Here is a 22918-nt window from a genome sequence, read left to right as displayed (position 1 = left end):
CTTAGCTTTTTCGGATCTTGACGAGTGTCAAAAACAGTAATTATTTCAACTATATCTTTTATTTTTCTGAAGTAAAGCACATTGTGTTTTGTAACAACGCATTTTTGTGTCTTTTTCCTTTTGTCGACAAATGAATATAAGTTTGGATTGTCTGATAATAACTCAACTACTGTTTCAAACCGCTCAACAAAATCATCAGCAACGGACACATCCCATTTTTCGATTAAGTAATTAATAATATTCTCATAATTAATACTTGCAAGGGGAGATAAAATAACATGGTTAGCTATTTAACCCATATTTTTTCTTCAGCCGTTCATTTACTTCTTTAAATGGAACTCCCAACCCTGCATCAAGTTGTTCAAGCCCCTCATTAATTGCTTCTTTATGAGATTCCGGCAATGCATCCCAACCTTCCGTTGGGTCGTACTGACTATTAAAATAATTAATAAGCAAACCAGATATTTCCCTCAACTGTTTAAAATCAGCATGTTCTATTTTGTCTATTAATTCGATCTTTAATTCTGCTGCTTCCATGTCAAACTTATTTATACTCAAATATAGTAATTTACCACTTTAGATAATTCATCAATTTTTATTCCAAAATGTATATTGCTATTACCAAATATAAACCTTAGCTTTGCGCCCGATTTGGCGATGTAGCCAAATTCGTTATTTTAAATCATGAACCCATTTATTGAACTGGGAATCCGTCATGATATTGTTAATGCCATCTCTGAGTTAGGATTTGAAAATCCTACACCAATCCAGGAACAGTCAATCCCGGTATTGTTGACAGGCAGCAACGATTTTGTCGGATTAGCCCAAACCGGGACCGGTAAAACTGCTGCCTTCGGCCTACCATTGTTAGAACTGTTAGACTTCGAAGTAAACTATCCGCAAGCACTTGTATTGTGCCCCACACGTGAACTTTGTTTACAGATCACGAACGACATAAAAAATTACGCCAAAAAAATGGGCAACGTCAATGTTGTTGCTGTTTATGGCGGCGCCAGTATAGTTGACCAATTACGCCAGATCAAACGTGGCGTACAGATTGTGGTTGCTACCCCAGGCCGTATGCTTGATATTATTAACCGCAAAGCGATCGATTTTTCGCAGGTTAAGTTTGTTGTTTTGGACGAGGCCGATGAAATGTTAAACATGGGCTTCCAGGAAGACATAGACAGTATCCTTTCAACCACGCCTGATACCAAAAAAACATGGCTGTTTTCGGCCACTATGCCATCCGAAGTGCGCAGGATAGCCAAAAAATACATGAATGAGCCGTTTGAGCTTACCATGGGCGAAAAAAACACAGGAAACGTAAATATCGAACACGAATATTACATCGTTCGTGCCCGCGATAAATACGCTGCCTTTAAACGCATTGTTGATTTTAACCCAGATATTTTTGGTATCGTATTTTGCCGTACTAAAATTGAAACCCAGGATATTGCTGAAGCGCTGATAAAGGATGGCTATAATGCTGATTCGCTGCATGGCGACCTTTCACAACAGCAACGCGATAAGGTAATGAAACGTTACCGCGACCGCAGCCTGCAGCTGTTAATTGCTACTGACGTTGCCGCACGCGGTATCGACGTTAATGATGTTACACACGTTATCAATTACTCATTGCCTGATGAAGTTGAAAATTACACCCACCGGAGCGGCCGTACAGCCCGTGCAGGTAAAACAGGTGTTTCTATCTCCATCATCAATGCTAAGGAATTAGGTAAGATCCGCCAGATAGAACGCGGCTTAGGCAAGCGTTTTGTGAAAGTGGAGATCCCTACCGGGTTTGACGTTTGCGAAAAACAATTATTCAGCATTGTGCATAAAGTGCATACTGTAGTGGTTAATGAGCAGCAAATTGAGCAATATATCCCCCGCATTATGGAGGAGTTTAAGGAGATGAGCAAAGAAGAGTTTATCAAACGCTTTGCTTCCATTGAATTTAACAGCTTTTTGGAGTATTATAAAAATGCCCCTGATTTGAACGCCCCTATTGAAGATGGCCGCAGGCCTGAAAGAGAAAGAGGCGACGATCGTGCACCGCGCCAGAGCAGTGGTGTAAGTGGTGGTGGTAAATCTGAATATACCCGCCTGTTTATTAATTTAGGTTCGGTAGATGAGTTTAATCGCGGCGATTTGCTGGGTTACATCTGCAATAATACCAAAATCAGCGGACGTACAGTTGGAAAGATTGACGTGAAAGGCGTGTATTCATTTTTTGAAGTACAACACGAGGACGTGGAGAAAGTAACCAACGGCTTTAAAGACATTGAATTTAAAGGTCGCCCGGTTAGGATTGAAATATCAGGAGAAGGCACCAGCGAAAAACGCGAAGGCGGATACCAGCGCCGCGAAGGCGGTGGCGGTTATAACCGCGAAAGAAGCGGCAGCGGCGAAAAACGCGAAGGCGGCTTTAACCGTGAAAGGACCGGCGGAACCGCTGGCGGAGGTTTCCGTGATTTCTCTGGCAAACGCCGTGAGGACCGCGGCGAAAGACGCAGAAGATTTTAGTTTTCAGTTTAGTTTTCATAAGCCTGTTTAGCGGCAGGCAATAGTTTAGTTTAGTTTGTTTTGCAAACCCTCACCTTCCCGGTTGAGGGTTTTTGCATTTGGTGGGATTTAAGGCTGAAGAGTAGTCAAAATATAAGCTTGATATTTGCAGAAAACAAAGGATATAGGTGATATTTTAAACACAGAGGGCGCTAAGGAGGCACAAAGTACACGGTGAAATAAATAACAATTATTAAAACTTTGCGATCTCTGCGCCTCCTCTGTTTCTCCGTGTTAAAATTTGAAAATAAAATTATAGAGAAAAGATTAGTGAAAGAGTTTTCAAATAAACAGCACCAATGACTCAATGACCCAATGACAACTTTACCTGCTATATTCCACCGCCACAGAATCAGGCAGCATCAGTTTGAGCGAGCGATCATCGAGTTTCTGTATCCGGTAAGTGGTATAAGGCAGATTGCCCTGGTAGGAGGTGAAAACCGTATCGCCTTTTACAAAGTAGTCTTCGGCTTCCTCGCCGTCAATGGCGAAGGTTTTATCGGTTATGTTTAATTTTTTGGAGCCATCCTTTGATAGCCACAGTCCTTTGAGCTTGTTGTTGGAAGGGCTTTTGCAGGCCCCGCTGATCAATACAAATGCACATGCCAGGTGCACCAATACCAAAGCGGTTTTTTTCATGATTGAGCTATTGGGCTAAAAAATAAGCCTGTAATATTAATAGGCTAAAAATACGGTTTAATATTACAGGCTTAAAGGGAAAAATTACATTTTCTTATCCATTAACTGCGATTTTTTCAGGTAAACCCTGTGTCCTCTTTTGTTAATGTAATAGTAGTGCGAGTGTTTGTTGATATAAACGGTTTCGCCGCCGGGACCGCATTTGCCATCGTATTTTTTATCGACAACCATCGATGCTGTACTGGCGGCAGCATGGGCGGTTGCATGCCCGACTTTTTTAGTTGTATGCTTGATTTTTTGCCCCACGGTAGTATCGTGTTGCATTGGTTTTGCCTGGCTTTGGGCAAATGAGAAAATTCCCACTGCTACCAGTGCCACTTTAAGAAAATTTTTCATAATCGTAGTATTAAGATTTATACTACTAAGTCAAATGTTCGGCCAAATGTTTCATTTCAAGTACCGGAGACCGTTTTTGGTATAAAATGGCATAAACAGCGTCGCAAATAGGCATAAATACATTGTACTGTTTATTCACCTGGTGTAGACAATTTACTGCATAATAGCCTTCGGCTATCATGTTCATTTCCAGTTGTGCCGAAGTTACCGTATAACCTTTACCGATCATATTGCCGAATGTACGGTTACGGCTGAATTGGGAGTAGGCAGTCACCATCAGGTCGCCCAGGTAGGCTGATTCCTTAATGTCACGGTCTATGGGGTGTACGGCATTTACAAAGCGTTCCAGTTCGCGGATGGCATTGGAGATCAGCACCGCCTGGAAATTGTCGCCATAACCTACGCCGTGGCAAATACCGCCGGCTATTGCATAGATGTTTTTTAATACGGCGCCGTATTCGGTGCCATAAATATCGTCCGAAATTACAGTTTTAATATAACGGGTATTAAACATGCCGGCAAATTCAGCCGCAAGTTCCGTATCGGCGGAAGCTATGGTGAGGTAGGATAATTTTTCGAGTGCTACTTCTTCTGCATGGCAGGGGCCGCTGATCACCAGGAAATGACTAAAAGGTATGTTGTAATGCTGGTGCATAAATTCACCAATGATCAGGTTTTCATCCGGAACGATGCCTTTAATCGCCGAAATTATTCTTTTGCCCTCCAGGTCAGCGGCGGTGATGCCCGTGAGTGCCTCTTTTAAAAAGGCCGCCGGCACGTTTAGTAAAACATAATCGGCCTCATGGATCAGAGAAGCCAGGTCTGTTGAGATATTTTGAGCCGGAACATTTATTTCAACCGAACTTAGATAATGCGGGTTGTGCCTGAATTTGTGCAGATGTTCTACCGCCTGTACATTGCGCATCCACCAGAAAATTTCCTTTTCGGTAGTATTATCGCTCAGTATTTTAATATTGGCAGTAGCCCAGCTTCCGCCGCCAACAACGGTGATCTTTGGGATAGAATTGAGTATAGAGTGGTCAGTGGTCAATGGTGAATAATGAATTGTTAATGCAAAATAGCCAATGATGTGTTTATATTAAAAGGATTGATTTCTTTTAAAATAAATCAATGTAAATAAAAAGTCCTGCCAGGTTTAATTGACAGGACAAATTTAATGAAATATTGTTCATTAGTTCATTGGCTCATTAGTTCATTGGTAATTGTTATTGGCTTTCGCCTTTTACCCCTGCCTGCCGGCAGGCAGGTTTAAGCTTTTACCTTATTTACCGTCACTGGTAAACAGCTTGCTCTTATCCACTTTTTTAACCACCATGCCATCGTTCAGGATCTTGCCGATAGTTGCAAACGGAGCAGACACCACTTCGTCGCCATCTTTAAGGCCCGATAATATTCGGATATAGCTATCATCCTGGATGCCCGTAGTTACCTGTACCTGTTTTACTTTGCCTGCCGCGTATACAAACACATATTCTTTTACAACGGCTGCAATTTTGGTTTTTGTGCTGTTATCGTCGGTGGTAGCCGTATTGGTTGAATTGTTGCTATTTACGGTTGTAACCATTTTTTTCTGTTCGCGGGTAGTAACTGATTGTATTGGTACCGATAATGATTTTGCATGATTGGTATTGATATCCACCGTTGCGGTTAAACCCGGACGGAAGGGATTAGGGTTTTCCGCTGATTTGATCAGCAGGTTTTGATAGGAAGCCGGGCTGATCCTTACTTTAACGGTAAAGTTGGTTACCTGGTCGGCATTGGTACCTACTACATTAGCCGAGCTGCCAATTTCGCTCACCACACCGGCGAAGGTTTTACCTAAAAATGCATCTACCTGTATTTTTGACGAATCGCCCAATTGGATGCGGTTGATATCGTTTTCGTTTACATCAACATTTACATCTAACTGGCTCAGGTCGGAGATGGTCATGATCTCGGTACCGGCAAACTGTTGTGTACCCAATACGCGTTCGCCTTTTTGGATCGATAATTTTGAAACCACACCATCTACCGGCGAATATATAGTGGTTTTTACCAGGTTGTCAGCCGCTTCTTTTACGGATGCCTGTGACTGGGCCAGGCCATAGGTGGAACCGATTACATTTTGCTTGGCTGCTTCAAGCGCCGCCTTGGCGCCGTCATAACTCGCTTTTGCTGCTTCAAATTCAGCAGTAGTGATTACTTTATTATCATATAGCGCCTTGTCGCGTTTGTAAATAGAGGCCTGGTTATCAAAGGTGGCCTGGGATTGGGCCAGCATTTGTTTAGCATTGCCGATGCTCGCTTTTTGGGTATTGTTAGCTGCTTCAGCGCGGTCATACTGCGATTGTAAAATGTCAGGCCTGATCTTACAAAGCAGTTCTCCTTTTTTTACTACCTCTCCTTCTTTGATCGGTAATTCAACCACTTCGCCCGAAACTTCGGGGCTGATCTTTACTTCGATATGTGGTTTTATTTTGCCGCTGGCTGATACCGTTTCGTTGATGTCGCGTACAGCGGCTTTTTCAGTAGCCACCTGGGTTACATCAGGTTTGCCAATAACACCTGTCACTTTTAATAAAATGAGGATCAGGATAACAGCGCCAAGGCTGATCAGAATATATTTTGTAGTTTTTCCCATGATTCTATATGATTTCGGATTTTTCGCTATTGTTTATTTTTTGTGGTGCTCAAGAGGGCTTCGCCGTTTCGGAATTTCGATTTCGGATTTATTAATATTTTATAATTTATTTACTTTTTCATTCGCGCATCTGCACATTAAAGCGTTATCGGGTTGCCAATATAATAATCAATCACTTTGCTTCTGAAGATCACCTGATACTGCGCTTCGATCATATCATTCTGCGATTTGTTGTAATTCGTCAATGCTGTATTATAGTCGAGGGTGTTAACCAGTCCCGCATCAAACCTTTGTTTGGTAACGTTTAATGCTTCCTTATTCGACTCGAATGTCCTGCGGGAAGATTGGTAGCTTTTATCAGCAGCCTGCAGGTCAAGTACCGCCTGTATGATGGTTTTGCTCAAGGTGTTTTTGGCAAGGGCCGTATTTAGTTCAGCATATTCATAATTCAATTTAGCCTTCCTAACCGAAGTGCGTGCGGTAAACCGGTTGAATATGGGGATCTGCAAATTCAAACCAAAAAACTGGTTAAAGTTGTTGCTTAACTGCGTGCCAAATCCAATTGGGCTGGTTGTTGTTTGATAAAGCGGACCTAATACCTTCGTCGATGTTCCATCCACGACGCCAATTGGTGTAGTACCTATTAGTGTGGAACCATATGTTGCCGCCTGGTTTGAATAGCTGGTACCCAAACCTCCGTAAAGACTTAAAATAGGGTAATAATTTCCTTTTGCGATCTTAATAGCCTGGTCGTAAGTTTGCTGTTGCAACTCTGCAAGTTTTATATCAGGGTTAACCAAAAATGCCGTCTTGATAACTTCAGTGGCATCAAAAATTGTTTTTATGTCGGTTAGTCTGCTGATATCAGGCCTTTCTATAACAATCTTTTTATTCGGATCCATTTCCATGTATTGCTTTAATACCAATATGGCCAAATCAACCTGGTTTTGGTCGTTGATTAAATTCAGTTCAGCGGTTTCAACCTGTGCCTGTGCCTGTGCCAAATCAGCTTTGGTCGCATTTCCGGCATCAAAATTCTTTTGGGCACGATCAAGCGTTATTTTAGCGAGGTCAATTTGCTGTTTCGCGGCTACTACAAGGTCCTGGTCTGTTAAAATGGTAAGATAGTCGGTCACCACATTTAAAAGCAGGTCGTTTTTTACTTTCGCAGTAGCTGTTTTATCGACATCCAGCGTTAGTTTATTTTGTAATATCTGGTTCCGCAGCTGGCCACCCTGAAAAAGAACCAGGTTTAAAGAAGCCGAGCCATTAATATTAAGTGCTGATGTTGAATAGGCAAACGCCCCGGCGATCTGGCTTTTGCCAAAATAATAACCACCCTGCGGGTTGGCGCTCAGGCTAGGTAACAAATTATATTTCGACTGCTGGTAATCTTCACTTGCAAGATCCTCTGTTATTTTAGCCTGCTTAATGGTTAGGTTATTTTTTATAGTGGAATCAACCGCCTGCTGCAGGCTAACCACCTGCTGTGCATTTGCTGTAAAGCTAAGCAAGGCAAATGCTGCCATCCCTGTAAGGCTTATCAGTTTAGGTCTTGATAAAAATTGTACCATGAGTTTGTGCTGTATATTAATTTGAGATGTTAGATTTGAACAAATTGCCGGCCGTTTAAAGGTTGACGCGTATTCATTTCATAAATCTGCTGTTTTAAAATGTTGCTGATAAAGACACCCAAATGGTTAAAATTATTGTATCCCAAACTACTATGGGAGTCAAATGCAGCTAACCGGTGCATTTATTTGACGTTTGACGACGGGCCTATCCCCATTGTTACACCGTTTGTTTTAAATATTTTAAAACAATACAATGCGAAAGCTACATTTTTTTGCATAGGCGATAATGTGCGCAAGCACCCTGCTATTTTTGAGCAGGTAAAAAACGATGGACACGCCATCGGCAACCACACCTTTAATCATTTAAAAGGATGGAAGACTGACGATAATGTTTACCTGGAAAATTTTTTGCAGGCCGATAAATTGCTCAACACAAAACTCTTTCGTCCGCCATATGGGCGCATCAAACGCTCGCAGGTTAAGCTTTTGCAAAAGGCGAAGCCGGGCATTCAAATTGTGATGTGGAGTGTGCTTTCAGCAGATTACGATGCCACCTTCACCCCGGAACGATGCCTTGATAATGTGATCAAAAATACCAAACCCGGTGATATTGTGCTTTTTCATGATAGTTTAAAAGCGCAGGAGCGGATGGAGTATGCTTTGCCAAGGGCACTGGAATATTGGAGTAGGGAAGGGTATAGTTTTTGCCCCCTGGCCCCCTAAAGGGGGAAAGAAAGTTTGCAATGGAACAGTATGCAGTTTGCGATAGGGATGGCAGCGGATACCGGTCCCCAAAGCTTTGGGGATGGTTAAGGCCCGTGTAGTATGATCCGCCTTAAGGCGGACCGGGCAGAAGGCATCGCCCTATAACAGAAAATTACTATTATTCAATCACGACCTCCGGTCTATGCTTAGATTTTTTACAACAAAGAACTCAAAGAAGGCACAGAGATCATAAAGCACCGGAATATTATGGCAAGTGAACATGCTGTTAATTCAAAATCGTTTTGTAATATTGGTTTATGAATCCCAATGATACCGAAACCTTGCAAACAGATTTAGAAAATGACGCAACAAACAGCGCCGTCGCTTACCCAAACATTAAATCAGTAGTTATACTGTTTTTCATGTCGATTTTATTCATGATTGTCATCGGTGTAGTGGCTGGAATAATTGCGATTGGTATCCATAATAGTGCCCAGATATATAAATCATTGCTAAATTTCGTTGCTTACATCATGTCAATCCTTCTTATAATTAATTATGCCTCAAAACGGGTTTCTAATTTTTCTGTAAACTTCAATAAAATTCAAGGATGGCTCGTGCCTGTAATTATAATTGGTGCACTGGGGTTGATCATGCCGTTATCTCAAATCGGAAACTGGTTGCCAATGCCGGAATCAGTAAAGAAGTTTTTTGAGCTTGCCTTTAAAAAAGATGTTTTTTCGATTGTGATGCTTGTTATTGCTGCCCCATTACTGGAAGAAATATTATGCCGGGGGGTTATCCTCAAGGGTTTGCTGAAAAATTATCCTCCACGCAAAGCAATCATCATTTCTGCAATATTCTTTGCGGCTATCCATCTTAACCCATGGCAGGCCTTCCCGGCATTTTTCGGAGGTTTGTTTATGGGATGGCTATACTATAAAACACAATCGGTTATCCCCGGAATTATAGCGCATACCACTATAAATGCAACTGGAGCATTACTTATGTTCGCGCCGGCTAAACAGCAGGATTTATTGACACTATTGGGTACGCCATTTTACATCCTGGCGCTAATGGTTTCCGTTATTGCTTTTGTTGGAATATGTTTGATCATTCAGAAAAAAGCTATAATTATGCCCATATCCGTAAGGTTTAAATACTAAAACAACCAACCTTCCTGCCCTGGTTGGAATTTTCACCAACAAATTATGATGAATTGAAGTGTATTATTTATACGGATTTTTCTTTATAAATCCAAAAAAATTGCAGAAATTATTAGCGTGCCAGGTGTACCAGGCTTATTCATCCGTGCCGGGTGGTTCAGGTGCTTCCTCAGTTTTGGCAGCGGGCGCCGGCCGTTGCCGAGCCCATACGTCTAACATATTCAACCCAATCCAACTTGATCCAACCCAATCAACCAATTTAGAATCCCTCCAAATAATATTTACACACTTAGCTGACAGCATTTATTCTTAATTTTTGTAAATTCGCCGCTCGGCGCTGTTAAAGGTGTCTATAATTAAGTTTTCTACTATTTCCTCACCTAAAAGTTCAAATACGATGGCTTTTGATTTAGATATGATCAAAAATGTTTACGACCGCTACAGTACCCGTGTGGCTGCTGCACGTAAAGCGACCGGCAAACACCTTACTTTAACCGAAAAAATATTATACGCCCACCTTAGCGAAGGCGATGCCCAAACAGCATTTGGCCGCGGTGTGGATTATGTTGATTTTGCACCCGACCGCGTTGCCATGCAGGATGCAACCGCACAAATGGCGTTGCTGCAGTTTATGCAGGCAGGCCGTCCAAAGGTGGCTGTACCTTCAACCGTGCATTGCGATCACCTGATCCAGGCGAAAATTGGCGCCGACCAGGATTTGAGCACTGCAAAGGATGTAAATAAAGAAGTTTATGATTTTTTAGCCTCCGTATCTGATAAATATGGATTGGGTTTTTGGAAACCGGGTGCAGGGATCATCCACCAGGTGGTTTTGGAAAACTATGCTTTCCCGGGCGGTATGATGATCGGTACCGATTCACATACCCCTAATGCAGGTGGTTTGGGTATGATTGCTATTGGTGTTGGCGGTGCCGATGCCTGCGATGTAATGGCCGGATTGCCATGGGAGCTTAAATTCCCGAAACTGATCGGTGTAAAACTAACCGGGAAACTTTCCGGCTGGACATCGGCAAAAGACGTGATCCTTAAAGTAGCTGGTATCCTTACCGTAAAAGGCGGTACCGGCGCTATTGTTGAATATTTTGGCGAAGGCGCACGGTCGCTTTCTGCAACCGGTAAAGGAACCATTTGTAATATGGGTGCCGAGATCGGCGCAACCACTTCTATTTTTGGTTACGATGAAAAAGCGGCCACTTACCTGCGCGGTACCAAACGTGTCGATATTGCCGACCTGGCTGACGCAGTTGCCGAACACTTAACGGGCGACCCTGAAGTTTATGCTAACCCCGCAGATTATTTCGACCAGGTGATCGAATTGAACCTGAGCGAACTGGAACCGCATGTAAACGGTCCGTTTACCCCGGATCTGGCATGGCCAATTTCTAAATTCGCGACAGCGGTAAAAGAAAACGGCTGGCCTGCAAAACTGGAAGTTGGTTTGATCGGATCATGTACCAACTCCTCATACGAAGACATTACCCGTTCGGCTTCTATCGCCAAACAGGCCATTGATAAACATTTAAAAACTAAAGCGGAGTTTACCATAACCCCGGGATCAGAATTGGTACGTTATACCGTTGACCGCGATGGTTACCTGGATACTTTTGCGGCCATGGGCGGTGTAGTATTGGCTAATGCCTGCGGCCCATGTATCGGCCAGTGGGCGCGTCATACGGACGATCCTACCCGTAAAAACTCTATCATCACTTCTTTCAACCGTAACTTTGCCAAACGCCAGGACGGTAACCCGAATACCCACGCCTTTGTGGCTTCGCCGGAAATTGTGACTGCGTTTGCGATAGCAGGTGATCTTACATTTAACCCGCTGACTGATACTTTAACCAACGACAAAGGCGAACAGGTAAAACTGGACGAACCATTGGGTATTGAAATGCCGGTAAAAGGTTATGCGGTGGAAGATGCCGGCTACCAGGCACCAGCCGAAGACGGCAGCAAGGTAGAAGTGAAGGTTGACCCTAAATCAGCACGTTTGCAATTGCTTGATCCATTCTCTGCATGGGAAGGTACCGATATTTTTGGCTTAAAACTTTTGATCAAGGCAAAAGGCAAGTGTACTACCGACCATATTTCGATGGCTGGTCCGTGGTTGAAGTTCCGCGGGCACTTGGATAATATCTCCAACAATATGCTGATAGGCGCGATTAACTATTTTAATGATACTGCCGACAGCGTTAAAAACGAACTGACAGGCGAATACGGCCCGGTACCTGCTACCCAGCGTGATTACAAAGCGCATGGCATCGGTACAGTTGTAGTTGGCGATGAAAACTATGGCGAAGGTTCATCGCGTGAGCATGCCGCTATGGAGCCGCGCCATTTGGGCGTTCGTGCTATCCTGGTAAAATCATTTGCCCGGATCCACGAAACCAACCTGAAAAAACAAGGCATGCTGGGTATCACTTTCGCTGATGCCAGCGACTATGATAAAATCCAGGAAGACGACATCATCGACATTATCGGCTTAACTACTTTTGCGCCAGGCAAACAGTTAAGTGTGGTATTGCACCATAAAGACGGATCAACCGACAGCTTCGCGGTTAACCATACTTATAATGCCCAGCAGATAGAATGGTTTAAAGCTGGCGGCGCACTGAATATCATCAGGCGGCAAATGGCTTCGTAAGGAGGCGAAAGCTGAAACCTGCCTGCCGACAGGCAGGGGTAAAAGGCGAAAGCATTTAAGGCCTCTCCGTTTTGGGGAGGCTTTTTTTTGTGAATGACCCTGAACTGGGGATGCAATAGGGGGACTTGTGAAAGCTGGCTAATTCCGGATTTTCGATTCCGGATTTATTGTTTTTCTATTTAAACAAATATCCTACGGAAAAACTAATGACCCGGTTTTGCAAGGTGGTACCTCCGCCGCTCAAATTGGCCAAACCTAACCCATAACCAGCATCTATGATAAACTTGTTTTCCAATTCGGCTCCCAGTATAAAATTGAGACCGTAGTCAGGGTTATTGTAGTGTGTGCTGAATGCAGGAGATACCGTGCCGCCATTTACAGATAAACTGCTTGAAACCCCATAGCCTAAGTACGGGCCACCACCTAAATGTATGGTAGCACCATGTATAAGTTTAATTTTGTAAAGAATATTGACCGGTAATTCAATATAATACAATTTATTGATGCCTGTCAAAATACCTGCACTCTGCTGGTTGTTGTTGACTAGAAGTGCCACAACTTTATCCCCTTTTGTACTATAGAATAAGCCTGGTTGGATTGAAAAGGCGGAAAATCCAAAGTCTGCGATAACTCCCATATTCCAGCCGGTTGTGTTTTCACCCAAATTTGGAAATCCAGGACTCCTGAGCGATAACGTAGATAAATTAAGCCCGGCTTTGACGCCATAGTTGATGGTTTGAGCGAAGGTAAATGTAGATAAACTTAGCAGAATAAGGATAAGGTATAGTTTTTTCATTGATGAAATTTAAGTTTTGGAAGATAGGAATTTATTGGATCATTATACTTTAGGTTGATTAGTAAAGAATATTTCCCCCTTTAGGAGGTTAGGGGGCCTTAACTACCCTTTTAAACACCAACAAGTTCTGCGCATTTACACTATAGCCTGAGATGTTATTCTGATAAAGGTTTACCCGTTTATCGTAATAAAGAATCACCACAGGCGATTGTTGCATCACAATATTATCCATCTGGCGGTAAAGGGCGTAGCGTTTTTCGTCGTTGGGTTCATGGTAGGCCTGTACAAATAGGGCGTCGAACTGTTTATTGTTAAAGCCGGTATAGTTTGGCCCCCAGGGGATCTTGTTTTTGGAGTAGAAAACGGAAAGGTAGTTTTCCGCATCAGGGTAATCGGCTAACCAACTGCCGTAAAAAAAGTTTACCCCGTTTTTTGATACCAGTTCGCGCAGGCTGGCGCCCTGGGTAATTTCCACACTTGTTTTAATGCCGATCTGGCTCAGCTGCCCCTGCACATATTCTATCAGGCTGCGGTAGCCTACGGTGGTATGCAATACAATTTCGGGCAGGTTATCGCCATTGGGGTAACCGGCTTCTTTGAGCAACTGCCTCGCTTTTTCGGGATTGTAGGAGTAGCCCTGCATTTTGTCTGCCTCAAAACCCGGCATCCCGACAGGGATAAACCCTGCCGAACCTGCTGTCCCCATACTGTTGCGCAGGTATTTAATCATCTTTTTGCGGTCGATCGCATAATTGATCGCCTGCCTGATTTTTAACTTACGCAATGGAGAGCTTTTGACAATTGCCAGGCTGCTGTCCACCAACATGCCCAGGTAAATGGTATTGAGGAAGGGGCCGGTGCTTAAGATAAATTTTCCTTTGTATTTTGTCGTAATCTTGCCCGATTTGGTGAGGATATCATCGCGGTAGCTGCCATCAATATCATTCAGGAAGTCGAGCTTGCCACTGATGAATTCCATAAAAGCGGTTTGTTTATCGCCGATAAAGGTAGCGCGGATTGCATCCAAATGGGGCAGGGGACTGCCATCCTTATCTTTTTCCCAGTAATGTTCGTTTTTTAGCAATACCATTACTTCGCCCTCTTTCCAGTATTTAAACCTGAACGGGCCTGTACCCACCGGGTGCTGGCGAAAATCTTTCCCATAAAAATCAACTACCTCATGCGGTACGACAGAACAATACTGCGAAGTAAGCATGCTTATAAACGGGGGATAAGGCTGTTTCAGTTTTACCCGGAAAGTGGAATCATTTACAGCGATAAAACCGTTACAGCCGTTCACCTTATCGCTGAAGATCCATGAGCCGGAGGAAGCCACTTTCGGGTCGACCAACCTGCTGAAACTGTACACAAAGTCGGCAGCGACAGCTTTGCGGCCTTTGCCGTTTTTAAAATGGGGGTCGTCCTGAAAATAAACATCGTTACGCAGGTGGAAAGTGTAAACGGTGCCATCGGTTGATATGTCCCATTTTTTGGCAATACAGGGTACTGTTTTCAGGCTGTCGTCAATCTGCACCAGGCCGTTGTATAATGCATTGTTCATCCAGATGGCATTCTGGTTGCGGGAGAATGCGGGATCCAATGAACTCAGGCCCTCATCAAGGTTGATATTGAAGACGGTTTTTTTGGAAGTGGAGGTGTCGTTTGAGCAGGAGGTGAATAGCAGTAGCAGTAATAATTTGAAAATGTGCTGATTTGAAGATTTGAAAATTGTTGAACAATACTGTTTTACTCCCACGACCTAAATTTACGCATTTTCAAATCTTCAAATCAACCAATTTTCAAATTCACCAACGCGATGATCTCCGCTTCTAATTCGATAGCCTTTTGCTCGATCTCATTCCCCTCCGAAATAATCGCATCCGTAAACGCTTTGTCCTTATACCCCGAAGCATTGATCTTCACATTCATAAAAGCCCCTAAAACCGCGCTGCGTGCACAAAGCGCCGCTACGCCCGCATCGCTGATGGAGTTGGGGTTGCCGGTTTCGGCCATGGCTTTGATAACCGTCATGCTGACGTAGGCGGCTTTCATCACTTTAAAAGGTATTTCAATGGCATATTTGGTGGCTTCCTGTATGGCATTATCTCTTACTGCTTTTTCCTCGGGCGTTGATTTGGACAAGCTGAAAGCTTCCATAATCTTATTGAAAGCTGCGGTATCCAGGTCGACCAGCTTTAACAATTCGTCTTTATATTGTTGTCCTTTTTCAGCCCAATTGCTGAATTCTTCCCAGCGGTCGTCCCAGCCTTTTTTATGGGAGGATAAGTTGGCTACCATAGTTCCCAATGCCGCGCCTAAAGCGCCCAGGTATGCGGCAATAGAACCACCGCCGGGGGCAGGGCTTTCGCTGGCCGTTTCATCGGCAAAATCAACCAAGCTCATGGATACTAATTTGGAGGATGCCTTATCTTTAAGTAAATATTCTATGATCCGTTCTTCGGGATTAAATGGCGCCAGTTCAGAAAGGCCCATAGACAGGATCGCTATTCTGATCAGTTCCTTTTCGCTTACCCCAACAGAACGCTGCTGTTTCAGCAGGAAATATTTGCCTGCATCCAGCATAGATTTTAGCGGCACAAGGCCCACCAGTTCGCTCCCGGTTACACGCATGCCACGTTCGGCTGCTTTTTTGCAGACCTCATCAAAAGCAATGTGCAATGGGGTTACTTCGATATTGGTGAGGTTCATGGAGATCTGCGCCACGCCGTATTCTTCGATAAACCAGCCGATCGCTTTTACGGATTTTAACGAACCGGGGATGGATTTTGGTTTACCATGCTCGTCAGTGATGATCTTGCCGTTAATCGGGTCGCCTTCGCGCAAAACACGACCTGCTTCCCGCACATCAAAGGCAATGGAATTTGCCCTGCGGGTGCTGGTGGTATTTAAGTTGACGTTATATGCGATCAGGAAATCTCTCGCACCAATTACCGTTGCGCCGCGTTTGGCATCATACTCCACCGGGCCGAAATCCGGCTTCCATTGCGGCAGCTTGATTTTTTTAAAAAAGCCCTCATATTCCCCGGCACGGATCACTGATAGGTTGTTCCTGCTTTTATCTTCCTGCGCATGCTCATACAAATAAACCGGGATGAATAACTCTTCGCCCACCCTTTTGGCAAGGCGTTTGGCATATTCGGCCGTTTCCTCCATGCTGATATTGGCAATGGGTATCAGAGGACAAACATCCGTAGCGCCCATACGGGGATGTTCGCCTTTATGCTTGCCCATGTCTATCAGTTCGCCAGCCTTTTTGATGGCTAAAAACGCCGCCTCGATCACCTTTTCCGGTTCGCCCACAAAAGTTACAACCGTACGGTTGGTTGCTTTGCCAGGGTCGACATTCAACAGTCGTACACCTTCAACAGATTCAACCTCGGCGGTTATCTGTTTGATGATATCAAGGTTTACACCTTCGCTGAAATTTGGGACGCATTCGATTAATTTAGTCATTGGTCAGTTGGCATTAGTCATTTGTAGATCGGATTATCATTTAATCCAGGAGCAAATCGGTGAAATCAAAAATTAAAATCGGTGAAATCATTTTAACAACGGTTTAAGTTTCCCCTGGTTATACAATATTTCCCTATAATCATTCGTCGGATACATATGAAAATCAGCAGGAGTACCTGTTGCCAGTGTTCCGCGATTGGTAAGCCTTAGGGCCTGCGCCGCGCGGAAGGTTAGCCCGGCAAATACTTCAGCAGCACTTAGTTTTTCGGCGGCGCCGAGTACCGCCGCTTGCATCAGCAAATCACCCATGGGGGCTGAGCCGGGGTTCCAGTCGCTGGCAATGGCGAGGCATGCGCCAGCGTTTAACAGCTTCCGGGCTGGAGCATATTGCATTCCCAACCCTAAAGAAGCGCCTGGCAATGCCACCGCTACGGTCTCCGATTTTGCCAATAATTTTATATCCCTGTCTTTCGTAGCTTCCAGGTGATCGGCAGACACTGCGCCAACTTCAACAGCCAGTTCGCTGCCTCCGCTGGTAAACTGGTCAGCATGCACGGTTACCGCAAAGCCCATTTCTTTTGCTTTTTGAAGAAACGGCATTGCTGTTTCAGCCTTGAATGCCCCGTCCTCTACAAAAATATCCACCCTTGTTGCCAGGTTTTCATTTTTGACGATAGGTAGCAGGTTTTTTAATACGTCATCCAAATATTCAGCCCGCGTGCCTTCAAAATCTTTCGGCAGCATGTGCGCGGCCAGGCAGGTGGGGACCAAGGTTGCTTTTGTTTTGTACGATGCCTCTTTTATCGCCCTTAGTTGTTTCAGTTCCTGTTCAACCGATAAACCGTATCCACTTTTTACTTCAATGATACTTACGCCTTCAGCCAGATGCCTGTCTGCGCGTTTTACCAATAGTTCAACCAGTGTGGCCTCACTTGCAGCGCGGGTAGCGGTTACCGTATCCCAGATACCACCGCCAGCTTTAGCAATATCGGTATAGCTTTTACCTGATGAACGCAGCGCATAATCATTGGCCCGGTTGCCGGCGAAGCAGATATGCGTATGGCAATCTATAAAGCCCGGCAGTAATACCCTGTCGCCGGTAATTTCGGTGATCTGTGCCGAAGGGTGGTCCTTGCGCAGCCTTTCCAGCGTACCGATGGTAATGATCCGGTCATTATTGCTCAACACCCATGCATTTTTGATGACGTGCAACTGGCTGTCTTTCAAGGGGCCTTTTAGCGCCAGGCCTGTTAATGGCAATATTTGGGTGAATGGGCCTGTTAGTTTTTTCATATTTTAGAGCTTTGTCTGAACCAGGATTTCTAAGATTAAAAGATTTAAGGATTATGAAAATTCAAATCCCAAAGATCATCGTTATGACAATTATACGCTATGTATTTTTATTTCTTCTTTACTTTCGGACTTTTCCGACTTTCCGGACTTTCGGACTCAAAATCACCACACTTTCAAATCAAACTTTTCTGCCCATTCTTTGGCTTTATCATAGCCCGCATCAGCGTGCCGGAATATCCCCATAGCCGGGTCATTATATAAAACTCTTTTGATGCAGGTGGCTGCGCGATCTGTTCCATCAGCTAAAACAACCATGCCGGCATGCTGCGAATAACCCATGCCTACGCCGCCGCCATGATGGAAAGATACCCAGGTTGCGCCGCCCGCGGTGTTCGACATCAGGTTCAGCAATGGCCAGTCAGATACCGCATCAGAGCCATCCAGCATGGATTCTGTTTCCCTGTTTGGGGACGCAACCGAACCACAGTCCAAATGATCACGACCTATGACGATCGGGCCTTTTACTTCGCCGGTTTTTACCAGGTCGTTAAATATTAAGCCTGCTTTTTCGCGCTCGCCCATACCCAGCCAGCATATACGTGCCGGCAATCCCTGAAAAGAGATTTTTTGCTGCGCTTTTTCGAGCCAGTTGATCAATGGTTTATTTTCCGGGAAGGCTTCCATCAATGCGCGGTCTGTTGTAAAAATATCATCCGGATCGCCTGATAGCGCAACCCATCTGAACGGCCCTTTGCCCTCGCAAAATAAGGGACGGATATAGGCCGGGGTAAACCCGGGGAAGTTAAAAGCATCCGCTTCGCCGCCCTGGCGGGCAAACTCGCGCAGGTTATTGCCGTAATCAAAAGTTATAGCGCCTTTGCTTTGTAGTGCCAGCATAAAGCCTACGTGGCGGGCCATGCTCTGTAAGGATAGTTTTTTATATTCTTCGGGGTCGCTTTTGCGTAATAGGGCAGCAAGGGTTAAGCTTAAACCATTGGGTACATAACCATTCAGCGGGTCATGTGCCGAAGTTTGGTCGGTGAGGACATCAGGTATAATATTATCTTCCAGCAGTTTTTCCAGCAGATCCCCCGCATCGCTTACCAGGCCAACCGACAAGTTTTCCCCTTTTTTAATGGCATGTTTTATCCAGCCAATCGCTTCTTCATACGAATGGGTCATCCTGTCGATGTACTGTGAATCTAAACGTTTTTGGATGCGGGTTTCATCCACATCGGCCCCTAAAAACACACCGCCCGCCATGGTTGCTGCCAATGGCTGAGCGCCACCCATACCACCTAAACCAGCGCTTACGATCAGTTTGCCGGTAAGGTCGCCTTTAAAATGCTGTACGCCGCACTCCACAAATGTTTCATAAGTTCCCTGTAAGATGCCCTGTGATCCGATATAGATCCAGCTGCCGGCTGTCATTTGTCCATACATCATCAGGTCTTTGGCGCGCAGTTCGTTAAAGTGGTCCCAGGTGGCCCAGGCGGGTACTAAATTACTATTGGCGATGAGCACACGCGGTGCCTCAGGGTGACTGCGGATAATGCCCACCGGTTTACCGGATTGTACGAGCAACGAATGATATTCATCCAACTCCAGCAAAAGTTCAATAATTTTCCGAAGCGACTCCGGGTTACGGGCCGCCTGGCCGATGCCGCCATAAACCACCAGTTCGTCCGGGTTTTCAGCAACCTGGCCATCAAGGTTATTCAGCAGCATCCGTAATGGGGCCTCTGTTTGCCAGCTTTTGGCATGCAGCTGCATACCGCGCGGCGCTTTGTACACCGGGTGGTTGGCATAGGTTTTAATAAATTCCGAAGTCGTCATCGTTTATAATTATTTGGTTAGCTGTTGCTGTATTGTTTACTACATTGAGCAGATTGCCGCTTGTAATGAGTTGGTGCAAATTGTTTATATCGTCTGCAAAAATGCGGTCATCATCAATAAAAGGCACTTGACTGCGTACCAGCTGGTGGCAGGCTTCAATTACCGGGGTCGATTTGAGCGGCCGCCTGAAATCAATAGCCTGCGAGGCATAAAGGAGTTCGATAGCCTGGATGTATTCGAGGTTATCAATTACCTGGTGTAATTTACGTCCGCTGATAGATCCCATCGACACATGGTCCTCCTGACCCAGGGATGTCGGCACACTATCAGCACTGGCAGGGAAACAAAGTGTTTTGTTCTCCGTAACCAAAGCAGCCGTAGTATATTGCGGGATCATCAGGCCCGAATGGAGGCCTGCATTATTGGTCAATAGTTTTGGTAAGCCGTAGCGACCTTCGCTCATCAGGTAGCAGCGGCGGTCGGCGATGTTGCCCAGTTCTGCTGCCGCGATGGTAGCATAGTCCAATGGGATCGCCATAGGCTGCCCGTGGAAATTGCCCCCGCTGATGGTATCTTCGGCGTTAAAAATAATTGGATTATCAGTAACCGAATTGAGTTCGATCTCTGTCATCTCCTTTAAATGCAGCCATGCATTTCGCGACGCGCCATGTACCTGGGGCATACAGCGAAGTGAATAGGGGTCCTGCACACGGTCGCAGTTAACATGCGAATTGCAGATCTCGGAGTCCTTTAGTAAAGTATGAAGGCGTTTGGCGACAAATTTATTGCCTTTGTATGGGCGTAATTCATGTAAACGGGCGTCAAAAGGCCTCGCTGAACCCATCAACCCTTCGATTGACATGGCCCCGATGATATCTGCTGCATTCAATGCATCGTTTAATCGCTGCACTGCTTTTACCGCAAAAGCAAGGATAAACTGCGTGCCGTTGATCAATGCCAATCCTTCTTTCGGGCCTAATACCAATGGCTTTAAGCCGTGGGCGCTTAAGATGCCCGAAGTTGCCAGGCGGTTTCCACTGGCAAAAACTTCGCCTAAGCCGATTAAGGGCAAAAAAAGATGTGCCAATGGGGCAAGGTCGCCGGAGGCGCCTACTGAACCTTTTTCGGGAACCACGGGGATAATACCATTGTCGATATGCCAGATGATGCGCTTCAATGTTTCAAGTGCAATGCCTGAGTAACCCTGGGCCAATGCATGCACTTTGGTAATGAGCATCAGTTTGGCAATTTCAACAGGAATAGGTTTACCTACGCCAACGCTATGGCTTTTGAGCAGGTTGCTTTGCAGTAAGGAGGTGTCTGCTTCCGATATCCGGGTGTCGCACAAAGGCCCGAAACCGGTATTGATGCCGTAAACAGGGTGATGATCATGTACGATCGTTTCCACTTCACGCCAGGAGGCACGCACCCTTTCAGCTGTATGGCCATTGATTAAGCCTTTTGTTTTGCCGGCGGCTATATCTATGCAAATGCCCACCGTTAAATGGTCCGTACCATAGTTAAATACTTTACTCATTTACTGCTGGTTTAAGTTCAACGGATAATTTATTGCCAATTTTTTCAGCTAAGCTGTTTTGTTTAAATACTTTTTCCATGGCGCCAACCGCAGGCAGCAAATAATCGCATGCCGGATTATCGGTTATCAAGTCATCCATTGCGGCCAGGATAGCATCCCAAACGGGCATAATCTGGCCGAGCAGTTCCCTGCCTTTATCTGTCAGCGTAACCAGTTGACGGCGGCCGTCATCGGCACACGTGGCGCTGGTAACCAGGTTTTTGTTTTTTAAATTGGTGATGAGCTGGCTGGCGGCCGGGTGCGAAACTTCGGTTTGTTCGCTTAATTCCTTAATGGACAAAGCATCGTTCTTCGATAATAAATAAAATACCGGGAACCAGCTGGCATCAAAATCAATGCCCTCATTTTGATAAGCGCGGTTAATTTCCGATAAAAAACTCTCGCTCAGTCGCCGTAAACGACTGCCCATTACAAGGTATCCCAGGCTTTGGTATAAATTCATGGTGCAATTTATATAAGTGCTTATATAAATCCAAATCTGATCACAGATTTAATATGATTATTTTGATTTCACGGAGTTTTTGATCACAGATTTAATGTGATTACTTTGATTTCACGGAGCCTGCTGCCAGGCTTACGTTTACAAATTCGTAAATCGTAACTCCTGATTCGTAAATCACAGCCCCCCTTTGCTGTGCTGTTTTCCCCATTTAATCATTTCATCAACAACCGGGGTAAGGGTATAACTGTAGGTAGTGAGTTTGTATTCGACAGAAACCGGGTGCCCGTCTGTAACAATGCGGATGATGAGTTTACTTGCTTCCAGGTCCTTTAGCTCTTTGGATAGTACCCGCGTGGTAATTTGCGGGATATTACGCTGTATATCCCTGAACCTGCTTTTACCGGCATACATCGACACTAATATCGGCAGTTTCCATTTACCATTTATGGCCTGCAGGGTGGTTTGCACATGCGCTATGCGGTTCAGGATATCATTGCTTTTTTCCTTCATATGTGGTATCCACTAAGCTATTGGTAGTAAATATATATCATAAAATTAATGATATCCATTTAATTTATTGTTATTAATTAATTACCAGTGAGTTAAAATAATCATCTTTGCCCTGCAGGCTTTTGTCATCACGCGATAAAACCGTAAGGCCGTACATTTTACTGTCAATAATAACATCGAACGTAAAGAATTTTATTTTTTTTTCGGTAGTCCCGCCTTCAATGTGGTAGCAGTAATAACCATTCCATTTATCGATCTTTACATCACCGAGAGATAAGCCTGGTAATTCTTTTAACATGCCGGTTTTTATACCATTGGCAAATTCCTGGGTGGGTGCATAAGCGGCAACCTGTGCCGAATCAATGCCTGCAACTTTTATAAAATCAACAACAGCTATAAGGAAATAACTACTGTCTTTATCCATCGCCATTTTGGTGTGTTCATCAATCGGCTTGGGTTCGGCCGGCATTTTGACTGATAATTTGTTATCGATCTTATAATTTACCCAGGCGCTTTGGCCATGTGCAAGGTTTATCATCAAAATTGCTGCAACAAATAACAGAACTATTTTTTTCATTGATTTAAAGGAACTTAGGTAATCCTTGCTAAATATGAA

General features: G+C 44.6%; 20 protein-coding genes. 4 read left to right on the top strand and 16 right to left on the bottom strand.

All coding sequences use genetic code 11. The annotated features are described in order from the left end of the window. Both QZY09_RS09490 and QZY09_RS09485 read right to left on the bottom strand, forming a co-directional pair. On the bottom strand, window positions 1-224 hold a 224-nt coding region (locus QZY09_RS09490; RefSeq protein ID WP_295671618.1), incomplete at its 3' end, for a type II toxin-antitoxin system RelE/ParE family toxin. Between the two features lie 58 nt (window positions 225-282). Then, a complete protein-coding gene (locus QZY09_RS09485) occupies window positions 283-537 on the bottom strand; it encodes a hypothetical protein (protein WP_295671615.1) in 255 nt (84 codons plus the stop codon). Window positions 538-684: 147 nt separating this feature from the next. Here QZY09_RS09485 and QZY09_RS09480 point away from each other — a divergent pair, with 147 nt between their 5' ends. Further along, window positions 685-2529 carry a DEAD/DEAH box helicase gene (locus QZY09_RS09480; RefSeq protein WP_295671612.1) on the top strand — a complete coding sequence of 615 codons (1845 nt, stop codon included), beginning with the start codon at window positions 685-687 and terminating at the stop codon, window positions 2527-2529. A 363-nt stretch (window positions 2530-2892) separates the two neighbouring features. Here the strand turns inward: QZY09_RS09480 and QZY09_RS09475 are convergent, their stop codons facing one another. From QZY09_RS09475 to QZY09_RS09455, 5 genes are all read right to left on the bottom strand, one after another. Further along, a complete protein-coding gene (locus QZY09_RS09475; protein ID WP_295671609.1) occupies window positions 2893-3207 on the bottom strand; it encodes a hypothetical protein in 315 nt (104 codons plus the stop codon). A gap of 84 nt (window positions 3208-3291) precedes the next feature. Further along, window positions 3292-3603, bottom strand: coding sequence for a hypothetical protein (locus QZY09_RS09470; protein ID WP_295671606.1), 312 nt, complete (start codon window positions 3601-3603; stop codon window positions 3292-3294). A gap of 25 nt (window positions 3604-3628) precedes the next feature. Further along, window positions 3629-4654: an NAD(P)H-dependent glycerol-3-phosphate dehydrogenase gene (locus tag QZY09_RS09465; protein WP_295671603.1), complete on the bottom strand. Its 1026-nt coding sequence runs from the start codon at window positions 4652-4654 to the stop codon at window positions 3629-3631. A gap of 231 nt (window positions 4655-4885) precedes the next feature. Further along, window positions 4886-6244 (bottom strand): efflux RND transporter periplasmic adaptor subunit, encoded by a 1359-nt coding sequence (locus tag QZY09_RS09460; RefSeq protein WP_295671600.1) that lies wholly within the window; start codon window positions 6242-6244, stop codon window positions 4886-4888. Window positions 6245-6381: 137 nt separating this feature from the next. Beyond that, window positions 6382-7818, bottom strand: a complete 1437-nt coding sequence (locus QZY09_RS09455) for a TolC family protein (RefSeq protein ID WP_295671597.1) — start codon at window positions 7816-7818, stop codon at window positions 6382-6384. Between the two features lie 99 nt (window positions 7819-7917). Here QZY09_RS09455 and QZY09_RS09450 point away from each other — a divergent pair, with 99 nt between their 5' ends. From QZY09_RS09450 to QZY09_RS09440, 3 genes are all read left to right on the top strand, one after another. Next, complete coding sequence (locus tag QZY09_RS09450; RefSeq protein ID WP_295671594.1) at window positions 7918-8541, top strand: polysaccharide deacetylase family protein; 624 nt, start codon at window positions 7918-7920, stop codon at window positions 8539-8541. A gap of 299 nt (window positions 8542-8840) precedes the next feature. Beyond that, window positions 8841-9689, top strand: a complete 849-nt coding sequence (locus QZY09_RS09445) for a type II CAAX endopeptidase family protein (RefSeq protein ID WP_295671591.1) — start codon at window positions 8841-8843, stop codon at window positions 9687-9689. A 397-nt stretch (window positions 9690-10086) separates the two neighbouring features. After that, window positions 10087-12354: an aconitate hydratase gene (locus QZY09_RS09440; protein WP_295671587.1), complete on the top strand. Its 2268-nt coding sequence runs from the start codon at window positions 10087-10089 to the stop codon at window positions 12352-12354. Window positions 12355-12529: 175 nt separating this feature from the next. Here the strand turns inward: QZY09_RS09440 and QZY09_RS09435 are convergent, their stop codons facing one another. From QZY09_RS09435 to QZY09_RS09395, 9 genes are all read right to left on the bottom strand, one after another. Further along, window positions 12530-13150, bottom strand: coding sequence for an outer membrane beta-barrel protein (locus QZY09_RS09435; RefSeq protein ID WP_295671584.1), 621 nt, complete (start codon window positions 13148-13150; stop codon window positions 12530-12532). Window positions 13151-13238: 88 nt separating this feature from the next. Beyond that, on the bottom strand, window positions 13239-14906 hold the full coding sequence (locus tag QZY09_RS09430) for an ABC transporter substrate-binding protein (RefSeq protein ID WP_295671581.1): 1668 nt from the start codon (window positions 14904-14906) through the stop codon (window positions 13239-13241). 32 nt (window positions 14907-14938) lie between these two features. Beyond that, entirely contained in the window at window positions 14939-16624 is a 1686-nt protein-coding gene (gene ftcD / locus QZY09_RS09425; protein ID WP_295671577.1) for a glutamate formimidoyltransferase, read from the bottom strand. Between the two features lie 87 nt (window positions 16625-16711). After that, window positions 16712-17917 (bottom strand): imidazolonepropionase, encoded by a 1206-nt coding sequence (gene hutI, locus QZY09_RS09420; RefSeq protein ID WP_295671574.1) that lies wholly within the window; start codon window positions 17915-17917, stop codon window positions 16712-16714. 162 nt (window positions 17918-18079) lie between these two features. After that, window positions 18080-19753, bottom strand: coding sequence for a urocanate hydratase (gene hutU / locus QZY09_RS09415; RefSeq protein ID WP_295671571.1), 1674 nt, complete (start codon window positions 19751-19753; stop codon window positions 18080-18082). Then, window positions 19731-21290: a histidine ammonia-lyase gene (gene hutH, locus QZY09_RS09410; RefSeq protein ID WP_295671567.1), complete on the bottom strand. Its 1560-nt coding sequence runs from the start codon at window positions 21288-21290 to the stop codon at window positions 19731-19733. Before hutH ends, hutU begins: the two co-directional genes overlap by 23 nt. Continuing rightward, window positions 21283-21792: a MarR family transcriptional regulator gene (locus QZY09_RS09405; protein WP_295671564.1), complete on the bottom strand. Its 510-nt coding sequence runs from the start codon at window positions 21790-21792 to the stop codon at window positions 21283-21285. Before QZY09_RS09405 ends, hutH begins: the two co-directional genes overlap by 8 nt. 174 nt (window positions 21793-21966) lie before the next feature. Then, entirely contained in the window at window positions 21967-22302 is a 336-nt protein-coding gene (locus tag QZY09_RS09400; protein WP_295671561.1) for a helix-turn-helix domain-containing protein, read from the bottom strand. A 73-nt stretch (window positions 22303-22375) separates the two neighbouring features. Further along, the gene (locus tag QZY09_RS09395; protein WP_295671558.1) at window positions 22376-22879 is read right to left on the bottom strand and encodes a hypothetical protein; all 504 of its coding nucleotides are present in this window, start codon (window positions 22877-22879) and stop codon (window positions 22376-22378) included. Window positions 22880-22918 lie beyond the last annotated feature (39 nt).

The organism is uncultured Mucilaginibacter sp., from assembly GCF_903913935.1.
In the GTDB taxonomy this organism is placed as follows: Bacteria; Bacteroidota; Bacteroidia; order Sphingobacteriales; family Sphingobacteriaceae; genus Mucilaginibacter.
Note: the sequence above shows the minus strand (reverse complement) of the source record. Positions and strands in the feature narration are given on the sequence as shown.